15 protein-coding genes and 1 tRNA gene are annotated in these 14,416 nt (G+C 67.0%); 12 read left to right on the forward strand and 4 right to left on the reverse strand.

Annotated features, from left to right (window positions below; genetic code table 11):
- Positions 1–109 precede the first annotated feature (109 nt).
- A complete protein-coding gene (locus JHD80_RS04300) occupies positions 110–580 on the reverse strand; it encodes an Hsp20 family protein (RefSeq protein WP_199085144.1) in 471 nt (156 codons plus the stop codon).
- A 265-nt stretch (positions 581–845) separates the two neighbouring features.
- Between JHD80_RS04300 and JHD80_RS04305 the strand changes: the two genes are divergently transcribed.
- On the forward strand, positions 846–1,901 hold the full coding sequence (locus JHD80_RS04305; protein ID WP_199085145.1) for an alpha/beta hydrolase: 1,056 nt from the start codon (positions 846–848) through the stop codon (positions 1,899–1,901).
- On the opposite strand, the gene hisN is transcribed toward JHD80_RS04305, so the two are convergent.
- Positions 1,806–2,588 carry a histidinol-phosphatase gene (gene hisN / locus JHD80_RS04310; protein ID WP_199085146.1) on the reverse strand — a complete coding sequence of 261 codons (783 nt, stop codon included), beginning with the start codon at positions 2,586–2,588 and terminating at the stop codon, positions 1,806–1,808. The genes JHD80_RS04305 and hisN overlap by 96 nt on opposite strands.
- Before the next feature lie 310 nt (positions 2,589–2,898).
- A complete protein-coding gene (locus JHD80_RS04315; RefSeq protein ID WP_199085147.1) occupies positions 2,899–3,819 on the reverse strand; it encodes an N-formylglutamate amidohydrolase in 921 nt (306 codons plus the stop codon).
- 222 nt (positions 3,820–4,041) lie between these two features.
- On the opposite strand from JHD80_RS04315, the gene cpdR reads away from it, so the two are divergent.
- Together cpdR and JHD80_RS04325 are read left to right on the forward strand one after the other, a co-directional pair.
- Complete coding sequence (cpdR, locus tag JHD80_RS04320; RefSeq protein ID WP_038363805.1) at positions 4,042–4,401, forward strand: cell cycle two-component system response regulator CpdR; 360 nt, start codon at positions 4,042–4,044, stop codon at positions 4,399–4,401.
- A gap of 169 nt (positions 4,402–4,570) precedes the next feature.
- Positions 4,571–4,645: transfer RNA gene (locus JHD80_RS04325), tRNA-Val, on the forward strand.
- A gap of 63 nt (positions 4,646–4,708) precedes the next feature.
- On the opposite strand, the gene JHD80_RS04330 is transcribed toward JHD80_RS04325, so the two are convergent.
- Entirely contained in the window at positions 4,709–5,617 is a 909-nt protein-coding gene (locus JHD80_RS04330; protein ID WP_199085148.1) for a LysR family transcriptional regulator, read from the reverse strand.
- A gap of 217 nt (positions 5,618–5,834) precedes the next feature.
- Between JHD80_RS04330 and JHD80_RS04335 the strand changes: the two genes are divergently transcribed.
- The 9 genes from JHD80_RS04335 to JHD80_RS04375 all read left to right on the forward strand — a co-directional run bounded on the left by JHD80_RS04335 (position 5,835) and on the right by JHD80_RS04375 (position 14,246).
- Positions 5,835–6,809 carry a dihydrodipicolinate synthase family protein gene (locus JHD80_RS04335; RefSeq protein ID WP_199085149.1) on the forward strand — a complete coding sequence of 325 codons (975 nt, stop codon included), beginning with the start codon at positions 5,835–5,837 and terminating at the stop codon, positions 6,807–6,809.
- A gap of 33 nt (positions 6,810–6,842) precedes the next feature.
- Positions 6,843–7,394 (forward strand): 3-hydroxyanthranilate 3,4-dioxygenase, encoded by a 552-nt coding sequence (locus tag JHD80_RS04340; RefSeq protein ID WP_199085150.1) that lies wholly within the window; start codon positions 6,843–6,845, stop codon positions 7,392–7,394.
- Between the two features lie 182 nt (positions 7,395–7,576).
- Complete coding sequence (locus JHD80_RS04345) at positions 7,577–8,740, forward strand: ABC transporter substrate-binding protein (protein WP_199085151.1); 1,164 nt, start codon at positions 7,577–7,579, stop codon at positions 8,738–8,740.
- Between the two features lie 200 nt (positions 8,741–8,940).
- Positions 8,941–9,855, forward strand: a complete 915-nt coding sequence (locus tag JHD80_RS04350) for a branched-chain amino acid ABC transporter permease (RefSeq protein WP_199085152.1) — start codon at positions 8,941–8,943, stop codon at positions 9,853–9,855.
- A complete protein-coding gene (locus JHD80_RS04355) occupies positions 9,848–10,870 on the forward strand; it encodes a branched-chain amino acid ABC transporter permease (protein ID WP_199085153.1) in 1,023 nt (340 codons plus the stop codon). The genes JHD80_RS04350 and JHD80_RS04355 overlap by 8 nt, the downstream gene beginning before the upstream one ends.
- Positions 10,867–11,619, forward strand: coding sequence for an ABC transporter ATP-binding protein (locus JHD80_RS04360; protein ID WP_199085154.1), 753 nt, complete (start codon positions 10,867–10,869; stop codon positions 11,617–11,619). The genes JHD80_RS04355 and JHD80_RS04360 overlap by 4 nt, the downstream gene beginning before the upstream one ends.
- Entirely contained in the window at positions 11,619–12,320 is a 702-nt protein-coding gene (locus JHD80_RS04365) for an ABC transporter ATP-binding protein (protein ID WP_199085155.1), read from the forward strand. The genes JHD80_RS04360 and JHD80_RS04365 overlap by 1 nt, the downstream gene beginning before the upstream one ends.
- Entirely contained in the window at positions 12,307–13,434 is a 1,128-nt protein-coding gene (locus JHD80_RS04370) for an alpha/beta hydrolase (protein ID WP_199085156.1), read from the forward strand. The genes JHD80_RS04365 and JHD80_RS04370 overlap by 14 nt, the downstream gene beginning before the upstream one ends.
- Positions 13,431–14,246: an aspartate dehydrogenase gene (locus JHD80_RS04375; RefSeq protein WP_199085157.1), complete on the forward strand. Its 816-nt coding sequence runs from the start codon at positions 13,431–13,433 to the stop codon at positions 14,244–14,246. Before JHD80_RS04370 ends, JHD80_RS04375 begins: the two co-directional genes overlap by 4 nt.
- The last annotated feature ends 170 nt before the right edge of the window (positions 14,247–14,416 follow it).

The following is a 14,416-nucleotide window of genomic DNA, read 5'->3' on the forward strand; positions in this document are numbered from 1 at the left end:
CTCTGCGGCGCAGACCCGGAATGACGCTCTGTTGCTGCTGCCAAAGAAAAAGGCCCCCGTTTCCGGGGGCCTTTCGCTTTCATCGAAAGCTTGGCGCTGGCAGCGTCGGTTACGCGGCCTGGGCGACCTTGGCCTCGAGGACCTTGGCTGAACCGCCATTGCCGATCGGAATCTGGCGCGGCTTCTTGGCCTCGGGGATCTCGCGCACGAGGTCGATATGAAGCAGGCCGTTCTCGAGGCTGGCACCGGTCACCTGCACGTAATCGGCAAGCTGGAAGCGGCGCTCGAAGGCGCGCGCGGCGATGCCCTGATGCAGGACCTCGCGCTTCTCAGCACCCTCGGCAGGCTGCTTCTCGCCCTTGACGGTCAGCGCGTTTTCCTTGGACTCGATGGAGAGGTCGCCCTCACCGAAACCCGCGACCGCGATGGTGATACGGTAGGCGTTCTCGGCGGTCCGCTCGATATTGTAGGGCGGGTAGCTCGGGGCGGCTTCGTTGCTCGAGGCCTGGTCCAGGAGATTGAACAGGCGGTCGAAACCGACGGTCGAGCGATAGAGCGGGGAGAGGTCGAAATGACGCATGATATGTCCTCCGAAGAAGCGACAATGATGTCGGTCCGCCTCGCCTGAGCGCGGACCTCGGTTGCTTTCGCGCAGCCGGTTCCGGCCTGCGCAGACCTGATCTGGGGAGGGCTCTGAGCTTTTCAAGGGCCCTTTTTTCCGACGCGAAATCGGCCCTCGCATTTCTTTGTTGGCACACCGACATGTTTTCGCAGGATATCCAGTGCAGGATATCGAGCTTGTTGCAGCCGCGGTCCGAGGGCGCGGTGGCGATGCGGAGCACCTGATGGCCGAGGCCGCCTTTTTTGCCGATTCGGATTATCCCGTCCCCGGGCACGGCAAGACCTGGCTCGCGACGACGCGCGACGGCGCCGCCTTGCGCTTCGCCAGCTGGCGCCCGACGGTGAAGCGGGTGCGCGGCACGGTCGTCGTCGTACAGGGCCGGGCCGAGTTCATCGAGCGCTACAGCGAGACCGTCGCGGAGCTGCGCCGCCGCGGCTTCCATGTGCTGGCCTTCGACTGGCGTGGCCAGGGCGGCTCGCAGCGTTTCGTCAGGCGCACGCGCAAGGGCCATGTCGGGCGCCTACGCCACTACGAGGCCGATCTTGCGCTGGCGATGGCCGAGATGCAGGCGAAGCTGCCCCCGCCCTATTTCGTCCTCTCCCATTCGATGGGCGCCGCGCTCTGCCTCGATGCCGCCCGCTCGAACGCCTTGCCGGTCGCGCGCATGGTCGCGCTCGCGCCGATGCTCGGCATCGCGATGATCGCGCATCCCGGCCGGGCCAAGATTCTGGCGAGCCTGTTGTATTGGCTCGGCCTCGGCCGCGCCTTCGTGCCGGGCGGCGGCGATACCGCGATCGCGACGAAACCCTTCGAGGGCAACCGCCTGACCAGCGATCCCGTGCGCTATGCCCGCAACGCCGCGCTCTCGGCCGCGGCGCGCGATCTCAGCATCGGCGACCCGACCATCGCCTGGGTCAGGACCGCTTTTCGCCTGATCGCGCGTCTCGCCACGCCGTCAGCCCCGCTGGAGGTGAAGGTACCAACCCTGATCATCGCCGCCGGCCGCGATCCGGTCGTCTCGACGCCTGCGATCGAGCGCTTCGCGGCGCGGCTCAAGACCGGATCGGCGCTGGTCCTGCCGACATCGCGCCACGAGATACTCATGGAGAACGACGACATCCGCGCCCAGTTCTGGGCCGCCTTCGACGCCTTCATCCCCGGCGAGGACCAGGCGCTGCCCGGCTCAGCCGGCGAGCCTGGCCATGGCGGCCTCATGCAGCGCCTTGCTGCCGGCCGCGAGGATGCGCCCGCCCCCGGCAGCGCTGCCGCCGTCCCATGAGGTGACGATGCCGCCCGCGCCCTCGATGATCGGGATCAGCGCGACGATGTCGTAGGGCTTGAGCCCGCTCTCGATCACGAGATCGACATGGCCGGCCGCGAGCATGCAATAGGCATAGCAGTCGCAGCCATAGCGGGAGAGCCGGACTTCGCTTTCGACGCGGGCGAAGGCCTCGGCCTCCTCGCCCTTGAACAGGGCCGGCGTCGTCGTCATCAGCGTCGCGGTGGCGAGATCGGTGGTCTGGCGGGTCCGCAGCTTCTTCGGGCCGCCCGGCCCCTCGTAGCGCGCCTCGCGCCCGTCACCGGAAAAGCGCTCGCCCGAAAAGGGCTGGTGCATCATCCCGTAGACCGGCACGCCGTTGCGCGTCAGGCCGATCAGCGTGCCCCAGACCGGAATGCCCGAGATGAAGGCGCGCGTGCCGTCGATCGGATCGAGCACCCAGACATATTCGGCATCGGTGTTCTCGCTGCCGAATTCCTCGCCAAGCACGCCATGGGCCGGGAACTGCCGCTTGATCATGTGGCGCATCACCGATTCGCCGGCGCGGTCGCCCTCGGTCACGGGATCGAACACCCCGCCGCGCGACTTGTCCTCCGTCGCATGCAGCGCCCGGAAGAAGGGCAGGATCGCCCGGCCGGACTGCGTCGCCAGCTCCGCGACGAAGGCGCCGAAATCGACTGCGCTCATGAACAGGCACTCCAGTTTGCTGCTTTGCAGCATCGACTCCGCGGATCGGTCACTCAAACCGAGGCTCGGATGCGGAATACCCGAAAAACCCCGGCATTTCGTTGCGGCATTATGCGCCAATCGCATAGCACCTTTGATTTCGCTGATTTCAGTTGCGTTTTGCAGCGCACTCTCATATTGTGCACTGCGAAGGGGAGATGACCTCAAACCTTCATTGCCCTCCTTGGGCGTTTCCTCCCTAGACTTGGGCCGCCACGCAAGTGTGCGGCCCTTTTTTCTTGGAAATGGTCCCCCGCTTCGCCGGCAATCGCTACTCGGCCGCCTCGCGCCATTCGTCGAGCCAGCCGCTCCAGCGCGCGAAGCAATCCGCCATCACGCTGGCGATCGCCTGCTCGACCGCGCCGAAGCCGGCATGCGGCTCCAGCGTCGCCTCATTCATGTAGAGCGCGCGGTTCACCTCGATCTGCAAGGCATGCACGCCGGCGGCCGGCGCGCCGTAATGCTCGGTGATGAAGCCGCCGGCATAGGGCCGGTTGCGGGTGACGCTGAAACCCAGCCGCGTGAAGGCCTGTTCGGCGATGTCGATGATGTAGCCGGCCGCGCTGGTGCCGAAGCGGTCGCCCAGGATGATGTCCGACTTCGCCAGCCCGTCGCGGTCGAGCCCGGCCGAGGGCATCGAATGCGCATCGACGAGGATGCAGGTGCCGAACACCCCTTGCGTGCGCTGGACGAGGCTGCGCAAGCCTGCGTGATAGGGCCGGTAGAGCTCCTCGATCCGGGCGAGCCCCTCCTGGATCGGGATCCGCCCGAAATAGATCTCCTGCGCGTCGCCGACGATGCGCGGGATCGTGCCGAGCCCGCCGGCCACCCGCATCGAGCGGGTATTGGCGAAGGGCGGCACCCGCCCTTCGAACATGCGCGGATCGAGCTCGTAGGGCTCGCGGTTCACATCGAGATAGGCGCGCGGGAACTCGGCCACGAGCAGCGGCGCGCCGAGCGAGACGCTCTGCGCGAACAGCCGGTCGACATAGGCATCCTCGGAGCGCCGGAGGCTGCGCAGCGGCAGGCGCGCCGCCTCGACGAAGCCGCGTGGATAGCAGCGCCCGGCATGCGGCACGTCGACCACAACCGGCACGACCTGGAGGGCCGGCTGGTACAGGCTGAACGGCCGCTCGATCTCGGCGACGACGTCGTCCGGCGCGGGCGGGAAGGGGGCGGAGGACAGGCTCATTTCGGCCGACTGAAGCACACAAAACGGGACGGTTGAAGCGAAGTCGCAAAACCCCGGAAATTCAGCGCCTGGATTCACGCCTTGTTTACCATGATGTTGCCTTATGGAGAGACATGGTTCCAACTGTGCGGCCGGGTGAGTACCCAACCGTTCCAGACCCGGCTCCGAGTCGGGGCGCCAGACGTTTAGAAACACAGGCCTCAGGGACGACAGATCAGGCCCATGACGAAGATACTGCTCGCTGAAGACGACAACGATATGCGTCGCTTCCTGGTCAAGGCCCTGCAGAACGCAGGCTACGACGTCGCTTCCTTCGATAACGGCCTGTCGGCCTATAACCGCCTGCGCGAGGAGCCGTTCGAGCTCCTGCTGACGGATATCGTCATGCCGGAGATGGACGGCATCGAGCTGGCGCGCCGCGCCACCGAGCTCGATCCCGACATCAAGGTGATGTTCATCACGGGCTTCGCCGCGGTGGCGCTGAACCCCGATTCGCAGACGCCGAAGGATGCCAAGGTGCTGTCCAAGCCCTTCCACCTGCGCGAGCTTGTCAACGAGGTCGAGAAGCTGCTGGCGGCCTGAGGGGCCGTTCGGCACCGCGCCGATGCGGGTGCCAACAGCCCGTTGAGAATTTATGCGGCAAACGCCTTGCCACCCGCGAAGCGAGTCGCTATAGCCCCCTCACCTCGCAGCGTGACCGCGGCCAACACGGCTCGGACACGCTTCCGGAAGCCACCGCAAGGCGGCAAACGGGCGCGTAGCTCAGCGGGAGAGCACTACGTTGACATCGTAGGGGTCACAGGTTCGATCCCTGTCGCGCCCACCATACAAGCCCTTGAAATACAGGGACGAAAGGCCGCCTCACCGGGCGGCCTTTTTGCTTTCGGCCTCACCCCGCCTCGCTCGGTGCGAGCTGGCGCACGAAGCGGCGCAGCAGCGTCTCGAAGGCCGCCAGCGCCGGCGAGGCCGTGCGGCCGCCCAGCCTGATCATCACGATGTCCCGCGCGATCGAAGGGTCGGTCAGCGGGCGCACGATGACCGAGGCCGGCGCCACCGCCCGCGCATAGGTCGGCAGCACGGCGATGCCGAGCCCGGCCTCGACCAGCGCCAGGGCGGTCGTGATCTGCGTCACCTCATAGGCCGGCTTCAGCGTGATCTCGGCGGTCTCGTAGCCGACCTCGGCGAGCAGGCGGATGCCGCTGTCGCGGGTCAGCGTCACCAGCGGCTCGTCGGCAAGGTCGCGCCACGCCACCGAATCGCGCTCGGCGAAACGGCTGCCGCGCCCGCAGAACAGCATCAGGCTGTCGCGAGCCAGCGTCGTGCGCTCGATCGTGTCGTCGAGCGCCGGAAAGGTCCCGACGCCGCAATCGGCCTTGCCGAAGCGCACGGCCTCGACGACGAGATCGTTGCGCGCATCGATGATCGCGACCTGCAAGCCCGGATATTTCTGCTGCAGCGCCACGATCGTCGGCGGCATGATCACCGCCGCGAGCAGTGGCGGCACCGCGACCACGATGCGCCCCCGCCGGCGCTCGGCCAGGCCATTGGCGTTCAGCACGGCGGTGTCGAGGTCCTGCACGATCTTCAGCGCCGCGCCGTGAAACTCGCGCCCGCCCTCGGTCAGCTCGACCCGCCGGGTCGTGCGGTCGAGCACGCGGATGCCGAGTTCGCGCTCCAGATCGCGCACGAGCTGGGACAGCGCCGGCTGCGCCATGTTCAGGCGCTCGGCCGCCTTGGTGAAGGTGCCCTGCTCGGTCACGGCCAGGAAGGCCTGGATCTGGCGCAATGTGATCGCCATGGGACGTCTCGATTTATAAGGATAGCTTCCGAATTCATACGAATGTTACGAGTTGCCGTATACCCCGGCTCTCATGCCATCATCCCTCATCGCCCGGCATTTATGCGGGGCTGCCTGGGAGAGGCTGTCGGGCAAGGCATTTCGGATGATGGCGCGGAAGGATCGCGCGACCCGAGGCCATCCGCCCGAGCCGCTCCGGAATGCGGGAGCCGGCCTGATGAAATACGCCAAGAAGGACGCCAAGGCCTATGCCCGCGCTCATATGAAGGGCATCTGGGCGGCCGCGCTCACGCCCTTCACCCCGGCCCTCGCCATCGACGAGGAGGGCTTCAGCCGGAACATCCGCCACTGGCTCGAAGATCTCGGGATCGACGGGCTGTTCATCGCCGGTAAGCAGGGCGAGTTCTTCTCGATGTCGCTGGAGGAGCGCAAGCGCAATTTCGAGCTCGCGGTCGAGGCCTCGGCCGGCCGTGGCCAGACCATCATGTCCTGCTCGGACCAGAACATGGACGTCGTCATCGACCTGGCCAAGCACGCCCAGAAGGTCGGCGCCGACTACATCGTCGTGCACGCGCCGATCCTGCATTTCTTCAAGGCGCAGGACGAGACGCTCTACGAGTACTACCGGACCATCGCCGAGAAGGTCGATATCGGCATCGCGCTCTGGAGCCACCCGGATTCCGGCTATCTGATGAGCCCGCAGCTCTGCAACCGGCTCGCCGATATCGAGAACGTGGTCGCGATCAAGTACAGCGTGCCGCGCCCGATGTATGCGGAACTGACGCGGCTGGCCGGCGACCGCATCCTGGTCAGCACGGCGTCCGAGGAGGAGTGGCTCGACAATATCCTCGAGCTCGGCTGGCAGCTCTATCTCTGCTCCTCGCCGCCCTACCTGATCCAGACGGCGAACGACCGGCGCATGCGCGACTATACCGACCTCGCCTTCCGCGGCGAGGCCGAGAAGGCCCGCGCCATCCGCGACAGCCTCAACCCGGTGCGCGAGGCGCTGCGCGGCACGCGGCCGGCCGAGAAGCCGCATGCGCACCAGAAATACTGGCAGGAATTGCTCGGCCAGATCGGCGGACGCGTGCGTGCGCCCATGCTGGAGCTGACCGAGGCCGAAAAGACCGCGACGCGCGCCGCCTTCGAAGCCTGCGGCCTGGGCAAGGCGCCGCTCGCGAAGGCCGGCTGAACGACATCACGAACGAGGACGGGAGTGGGAACCATGGCGACCGAAGGACGGCTCAAGGCCTTCAACTTCAAGAAATGGATCGCGGAGCACGAGCACCTGCTCAAGCCGCCGGTCGGCAACAAGAAGGTGTTCGACGACGGCCAGATGACCGTGATGGTCGTCGGCGGGCCGAACCAGCGCGCCGACTATCATGACGATCCGGTGGAGGAGTTCTTCTACCAGCTCAAGGGCGACATGATGCTGAAGCTGGTCGACAACGGGAAGCACTATGACGTGACGATCCGCGAGGGCGACGTCTTCCTGCTGCCGCCGCATGTGCGCCATTCCCCGCAGCGCCCGCAGGAAGGCTCGATCGGCCTTGTCGTCGAACCGGCCCGCCATGGCGATCAGGTCGACGGCTTCGAATGGTACTGCTTCGAGTGCCAGGGCCTCGTGCATCGCATCGAGCTCAAGGTGAAGGACCTCGTGAAGGACCTGCCGCCGCTCTATGAGGCCTTCTTCTCGGACGAGAAGGCGCGCACCTGCAAGCATTGCGGCGCGCTCCACCCCGGCCGCAAGCCCCCAGCCGGCTGGGTCGCGCTCTAAGGGTGCCGCATCGAAAGGCGGGCTCCCCGTTCAGGGCGAGTCCGTGCTTGGATAACGGGCAGCGGCGCCTTGCGCCCCGGCCGGGGCGCGGTGATGTTGCGCGGGAACAGGCCTAAGCGCGGCGGCGCAGAAACGCCGCGTCGAACCATCTCAGAGGCAAAACGGAACGACTGGAGTCCATGATGAAATTGCGCGGATTGCTCTTCGGCATCGCGACGACGCTGGCGGCCTCCACGGCGCTGGCCCAGCAGCCGGTCAAGATCGGCATGATCACCACCTTGTCGGGTCCCGGCGGCTATCTCGGCCAGGACATCCGCGACGCCTTCAAGCTCGCCATCGACCTGGAGGGCGGCAAGCTCGGCGGCGTGCCGGTCGAGCTCGTCGTCGAGGACGATGCGCTGAAGCCCGGCCAGGGCAAGCAGATCGCCGAGAAGATGCTGAAGACCGACGGCATCAGGATCATGACCGGTATCGTCTTCTCGAACGTCGCCGGCGCGACCGTGCCCGATATCGTCGATTCGGGCGCGCTCTATGTCAGCCCGAACGCCGCGCCTTCGAATTTCGCCGGCAAGGAGTGCAACGCCAACTACTTCGTCGTGTCCTGGCAAAACGACAGCCTGCACGAGAGCGCCGGGCAATACGCCACCAATCTCGGCTACAAGAAGGCCTTCATCCTCGCCCCGAACTACCAGGCCGGCAAGGATGCGCTGACCGGCTTCAAGCGCATGTTCAAGGGCGAGATCGCTGGCGAGGTCTATACCCGCCTCGACCAGACCGATTTCGCCCCGGAAATGGCGCAGATCCGCGCGGCCAATCCCGATGTCGTCTTCCAGTTCCATCCCGGCGGCCTCGGCATCGCCTTCCTGCGCCAGTATCAGCAGGCCGGCCTGCTCGGAACGATCCCGATGGTGCTGGCCGAGCCCTCGCTTGACTCGACCACGCTGAAGGCGGTCGGCGAATCCGCGCTCGGCCTCAACGTCACCGCGCACTGGAATTCGGATTTCGACAACGCGGCCAACAAGAAATTCATGGAGGCCTGGACCAAGGCCTATAATCGCGCCCCGACCTATTATGCCAGCCAGGGCTACGACGCCGCGCTCGCCATCGCCTCGGCTCTGAAGGCGACCGGCGGCAAGACCGACGTGCCCGCGCTGCGCACGGCACTGGCCAAGGCCGATTTCCAGTCGGTCCGCGGCGCCTTCAAGTTCGGCCCGAACCAGCACCCGGTGCAGGATTGGTATTCCCTGAAGGTCGAAAAGGGCGCCGACGGCACGCCGGTGCTCAAGACCACCGGCAAGGTGCTGAGCAACCACGGCGACGTCTACGCCAAGGACTGCAAGCTCTGAGGAACCAAGCCGTCATTCCGGGGCAGGCCAAAGGCCTGAGCCCGGAACCCAGAACCGATGCCGCCGACGCGGTGGCGCTGTACCGTTCCGCTTGACGATGAGACGCATCGGTTCTGGATTCCGGGCTCTTCGCTGACGCGAAGCCCCGGAATGACAGCGTCGTTTCGATCCAAATCCAGCGCGTTCCAACCCCGGCAACAATGACGCTCGTTCTCGAACAATTGCTCAACGGCCTGCAGTTCGGCGTGATGCTGTTCCTGCTCGCGGCCGGGCTGACGCTGATCTTCGGCATCATGGGTGTGATCAACCTCGCCCACGGCTCGCTCTACATGGTCGGCGCCTATGCCGCCGCCTTCGCCGCGGCGCAGACCGGCTCATTCCTGCTTGCCCTTCTCGCCGGCCTCGCCGCAGCCGCCTTCATCGGCATGGTGATGGAGCTCGTCGTGCTGCGCCGGCTCTATGCGCGCGACCATCTCGACCAGGTGCTGGCGACCTTCGCTCTGATCCTGATCTTCAACCAGAGCGTGACCATCCTGTTCGGACGGCAACCGCTCTTCGTCGCGATTCCCCCCGCGCTGAACGGCTCGGTCCAGCTCCTGCCGGGATTGGTCTACCCGGTCTATCGCCTCGCCATCATCGCGGTCGGCCTCCTCGTCGCGCTCGGCCTCTACCTGCTGATCAACCGCACCCGCGTCGGCATGCTGGTTCGGGCCGGCGCCACCCATCGCGAGATGGTGCGCGCGCTCGGCGTCGATATCCGCCTGCTCTACACCGCCGTCTTCGGGCTCGGCGCCTTGCTTGCCGGCCTCGCCGGGCTGATGGCCGGGCCGATCTTGGCCGTGCAGGTCGGCATGGGCGAGCAGATCCTGATCATGACCTTCGTCGTGGTGGTGATCGGCGGCGTCGGCTCGATCCGCGGCGCCTTCTTCGGCGCGCTGATCGTCGGCCTCGTCGACACGTCGTTGCGCGCCTTCGCGCCCGGCCTGCTGCGCCATGTCATGACGGGGTCGGAGGCCGATGCGCTCGGGGCCGGCCTCGCCTCGATGGGCATCTACCTGCTGATGGCGATCGTGCTGCTGGTGCGGCCCAAGGGACTGTTCCCCGCCCATGTCTGAGAACGCCCTCACCCGCACCGACACCGCCGCGTCCGGATCGGGCCGCATCATCGCGCTGATCGCCCTTGCCGCAGCGCTGATCGCCCTGCCCTTCGTCGTCCAGGCGCTCGGCCAGCCGGCGCTGGTGCCGCTGGCGACGCGCGTCCTGATCTACGCGATCGCCGCCGCCAGCCTGAACCTCGCGCTCGGCTTCGGCGGGATGGTGAGCTTCGGCCACGCCGCCTTCTTCGGCATCGGCGGCTACGCGGTCGGCATCCTATACCGCACGATGATGGACGACGCGCTCTTCCTCGGCTTCATCCCCGGCACGGACCAGCTCCTGATCACGCTGCCGGCCGCGATCCTCGTCGCCGGCCTCTTCGCCTGCATCATCGGCGCGCTCTCGCTGCGCACCGCCGGCGTGCAGTTCATCATGATCACGCTCGCCTTCGCGCAGATGCTGTTCTTCCTCTTCGTCTCGCTCAAGGCCTATGGCGGCGATGACGGCATGACGATCCGCCGCCGCAACGCGCTGTTCGACCTCAACACCCGCGACGATGTCACCTTCTATTTCATCTGCCTGGCGATCGCGGCGCTGGTCTTCCTCGTGCTCTGGCGCATCGTCGGCTCGCGCTTCGGCATGGTGCTCGCGGGCATCCGCCAGAACGAGCGGCGCATGGCGGCGATCGGCATCGCGCCCTATCGCTACAAGCTCGCCGCCTTCGTCATCTCCGGCATGGGCGCAGGGCTCGCCGGCGCGCTGATGGCGAACTACCTGCGCTTCGTCAGCCCCGACATGCTGCACTGGACCAAGTCCGGCGAGCTGATGATCATGGTCATCCTCGGCGGCGTCGGCACCTTGCTCGGCCCGCTGCTCGGCGCTGCCGCGCTGGTCATCCTCGAAACCGTGCTGACGAGCTGGACCGAGCATTGGCAGCTCGTGCTCGGGCCGATCCTGCTGCTCGTCGTGCTCTTCACCCAGGGCGGATTGAACGGGCTCCTCAATCGCCTCGGCCTCGGCAGGAGCGCGCCATGACCGCGACGCTGCTGTCCGTGCGCGGCCTGCGCAAGCGCTTCGGCGGCCTCGTCGCGACCGACGGCGTCGATCTCGATGTCCGCGACGGCGAGATCCATGCGCTGATCGGCCCCAACGGCGCCGGCAAGACCACCCTGCTGACCCAGCTCTTCGGCGAGCTGACCCATGACGAGGGCGCGATCACGCTGTCGGGCGAGGAGATCGGCGCCCTGTCGACGCCGCAGCGCGTGAAGCGCGGTGTCGCTCGCACCTTCCAGATCAACCAGCTCCTGCCGGACTTCACGATGCTCGACAATGTCGCGCTCGCCGTGCAGGCCCATGATGGCCACAGCTTCCGCTTCTTCGGCAACGCCCGCCGCGACGAAGCGTTGCGCGGCCGCGCCCGCCAGCATCTTGCGACCGCAGGTCTGAGCCACCGCGCCGAGGTCAAGGTCGCCGATCTCTCCCATGGCGAGCAGAAGCAGCTCGAATTCGCGATCGCGCTCGCCTGCGAGCCGCGCCTGCTCCTGCTCGACGAGCCGATGGCGGGGCTCGGCCATGCCGAGAGCGAGCAGATGGTCGCGATGCTCTCAGGCCTGAAGGGCCGCGTCACCATGCTCCTGGTCGAGCATGACATGGACGCCGTCTTCGCCTTGGCCGACCGCATCTCCGTGCTGGTCTATGGCCGGGTCATCGCCACCGGCACGGCCGATGAGATCCGCGACAATCCGGAGGTCCGCACCGCCTATCTCGGCGAGGGAGACGCCTGATGCTCAGCGTGCGCAACCTGCAATCCGCCTATGGCCGAAGCCAGGTGCTGTTCGATGTCGCGCTCGACATCGCCGAGGGCGAGGTCGTGACCCTGCTCGGCCGTAACGGCATGGGCAAGACCACGACCGTGCGCTCGATCATGGGGCTGCTCGCGCCCAAGGGCGGCGACATCCGCTTCGAGAGCCGGGACGTCCGCGGCATCGCGCCCGAGAAGATCGCCCGCTGCGGCATCGGCCTCGTGCCCGAGGGCCGGCAGGTCTTCCCGACACTAAGCGTCCGCGAAAACCTCGTCGCCACTGCCTCGAACCGGCTCAAGCGCGCCTCGCCCTGGACGCTGGAACGGGTCTACGCCCTGTTCCCCCGCCTGCAGGAGCGCGCCGGCCAATCGGCCCGCACCCTCTCGGGCGGCGAGCAGCAGATGCTCGCGGTCGGCCGCGCGCTGATGACCAATCCGAAGCTCCTGATCCTCGATGAAGCGACGGAAGGCCTGGCGCCGGTGATCCGCGCCGAGATCTGGGGCTGCATCGAAGCATTGAAGGCGCAGGGCCAGTCGATCCTGCTGATCGACAAGAACATCAATGTGCTCAAGCGCATCGCCGACCGGCACTACATCATCGAAAAGGGCCGCACGGTCTGGTCCGGCTCCAGCACCGACCTCGCTGCCAATGCGGAACTGGTGCATCGCTATGTCGGCGTCTGAAACGGACCTCCTCGAAATCACCGCACAGAGCGTCGAGAACGACCCGGTCGAGGCCCTGCGCGACGCGCTGAGCGATGTCCTCGCCGGGCTTGTCGCGGCCGGCTGCGGCCCGCATCACCTGCGCGAGATGATCTGGGAAACCGACCGACCAGAAGCCTTCCATCTCTCTCGCCACGAAGTTGAGCTTGCCTATCGCGAAGTCTTCGCCGGCTTCCGCCCGCCGATCCGTCTCACGCCGAAGAGCGAAGCCGGCCTCATCATCCGCGCCCGTCATGCCGCGGCGCAACCGCTGCCCGAGACGCTCGTAGACGGCTACAGCTTGCGCGAGCTCGGCCGGCAATACAGCCCGCGCCTGCAGGCCGATATGAAGGCGCTGTTCCGGCAATGGAGCCGCGACGGCGAGGCCTTCCGCACCCGCCATGGCGCCGCCGATCTCGCCTATGGCCCCGGCCGCTTCGAGACGCTCGACCTCTACCGCCCGGCCGGCGCCAAACGCGCGCCGGTCTTCGTCTTCATCCATGGCGGCTACTGGCAGGCCTCGGACAAGGTCCAGCACGCCCAGTTTTCGCAAGGGCTGCTCGATGCCGGCTATGCGGTGGCCATGCCGAACTACGGGCTGGCGCCTGATATGCCGCTGGAAGGCAGCATCGCCCAGAGCGTCGCCGCCCTGAATTTCCTCGTCCGCGAAGCCGATGCGCTCGGCCTCGACCCGACGCGCCTGCACATCTCCGGTCATTCCGCCGGTGGGCATCTCGCCGCCATGGCGCTCTGCGCCCTGGATGCGCCGCCGGTCGCCTCGGCGCTGTTGCTGTCCGGCCTTTATGACCTCAATCCACTCGGCCATCTCCCGCTCGGCCGGCTGCTCGGCCTCGACGACGCCGCACGCGCCACAAGGCTCAGCCCGATCGCCCAGCCGCGTCCGGAGGCGACGCGAACCGCCTTCGCGGTCGGCGAAGGCGAGAGCGACGCCTTCAAGGCGCAATCGGCGGCACTCGCCGCAAAATGGCAAGCGCCGGCGCCCCTGATCTGCCCCGGCCATCATTTCAGCATGCTGGAAGGCCTCAACGGCGGCGCCCTACTCGACCTCGCCTTGCGAACGGCGGAAGGCTCATGACGCGCTCACACAAACCGCTCCGCCTAGCCCTGATCGGTTGGGGCGCGATCAATCGCCGCGTCGCGGAGCTGCTGGCGGAGAGAGGCAAAGGCGATATCGCCATCGTCGCCATCGCCGTCCGCAACCCCGCCGCAGCCACCGATCTTCACGCCGGTGCCAAGCTCATCACGACGACCGATGAACTGACCGACCTGAATCTCGACCTCATCGTCGAGGCCGCCGGGCGCGAGGCAGTCGGCATCTGGGGCGAGGCAGCGCTTGGAGCGGCGCCGGCCTTCGCCGTCGCCTCGACCAGCGCCTTCTGCGACGACGCCTTGCTCGCTCGCTTGATCGCTGCGGCCGAGAGCAGCGGCAGGCAAATCCTGATCCCGCCCGGCGCGCTCGCCGGCATCGACGGCATCGCCGCCGCCTCCCTCCTGCCGCTGGACGAGGTCGTCCATCGCATCGTCAAGCCGCCGGCCGCCTGGCGCGGGACTCCGGCCGAGAGCCTGATCGCGCTCGACGAGATCACCGAGGCGACGGCCTTCTTCTCGGGAACCGCCCGCGAAGCCGCCTCGCGCTTCCCGCAGAACGCCAATGTCGCGGTCATCACCGCGCTCGCCGGCATCGGGCTCGACCGCACCCGCGTCGAGCTCGTCGCCGACCCTGCAGCCGGCGGCAACGGCCATCACCTCAGCGCGCGCGGCGCCTTCGGCAAGCTCGACATCGCCATCGAGAACCGCCCGCTCGCCACGAACCCAAAATCCTCGGAGATGACGGCGCTCGGGCTGGTCCGGCTGATCGAGAACCGCGTGCGCACGCTGGTGCGCTGACCTTTCTTGTCATTCCGGGCGCAGCGAAGCGAAGACCCGGAATCCACGACTGGGCACCGCGCCCTTGGGCGGATTCCGGATCTGCGCCGCTGTGCGGCTTGTCCGGAATGACAATGGGGCAGCGCGCGTCATTCATAATCAGATCAATCTGAATTTATCTGATTTAGCCG

It is taken from the genome of Allobosea sp. ASV33 (assembly GCF_016428755.1).
Classification (GTDB): domain Bacteria; phylum Pseudomonadota; class Alphaproteobacteria; order Rhizobiales; family Beijerinckiaceae; genus Allobosea.

Coding starts and splice junctions, on each gene's coding strand:
- JHD80_RS04370 (WP_199085156.1), top strand. CDS start 12,307: ATGTCGGCGTCTGAAACGGACCTCCTCGAAATCACCGCACAGAGCGTC.
- JHD80_RS04340 (WP_199085150.1), top strand. CDS start 6,843: ATGGCGACCGAAGGACGGCTCAAGGCCTTCAACTTCAAGAAATGGATC.
- JHD80_RS04335 (WP_199085149.1), top strand. CDS start 5,835: ATGAAATACGCCAAGAAGGACGCCAAGGCCTATGCCCGCGCTCATATG.
- JHD80_RS04330 (WP_199085148.1), bottom strand. CDS start 5,617: ATGGCGATCACATTGCGCCAGATCCAGGCCTTCCTGGCCGTGACCGAG.
- JHD80_RS04305 (WP_199085145.1), top strand. CDS start 846: ATGGCCGAGGCCGCCTTTTTTGCCGATTCGGATTATCCCGTCCCCGGG.
- JHD80_RS04375 (WP_199085157.1), top strand. CDS start 13,431: ATGACGCGCTCACACAAACCGCTCCGCCTAGCCCTGATCGGTTGGGGC.
- JHD80_RS04315 (WP_199085147.1), bottom strand. CDS start 3,819: ATGAGCCTGTCCTCCGCCCCCTTCCCGCCCGCGCCGGACGACGTCGTC.
- cpdR (WP_038363805.1), top strand. CDS start 4,042: ATGACGAAGATACTGCTCGCTGAAGACGACAACGATATGCGTCGCTTC.
- JHD80_RS04365 (WP_199085155.1), top strand. CDS start 11,619: ATGCTCAGCGTGCGCAACCTGCAATCCGCCTATGGCCGAAGCCAGGTG.
- JHD80_RS04355 (WP_199085153.1), top strand. CDS start 9,848: ATGTCTGAGAACGCCCTCACCCGCACCGACACCGCCGCGTCCGGATCG.
- JHD80_RS04360 (WP_199085154.1), top strand. CDS start 10,867: ATGACCGCGACGCTGCTGTCCGTGCGCGGCCTGCGCAAGCGCTTCGGC.
- JHD80_RS04300 (WP_199085144.1), bottom strand. CDS start 580: ATGCGTCATTTCGACCTCTCCCCGCTCTATCGCTCGACCGTCGGTTTC.
- hisN (WP_199085146.1), bottom strand. CDS start 2,588: ATGAGCGCAGTCGATTTCGGCGCCTTCGTCGCGGAGCTGGCGACGCAG.
- JHD80_RS04350 (WP_199085152.1), top strand. CDS start 8,941: ATGACGCTCGTTCTCGAACAATTGCTCAACGGCCTGCAGTTCGGCGTG.
- JHD80_RS04345 (WP_199085151.1), top strand. CDS start 7,577: ATGAAATTGCGCGGATTGCTCTTCGGCATCGCGACGACGCTGGCGGCC.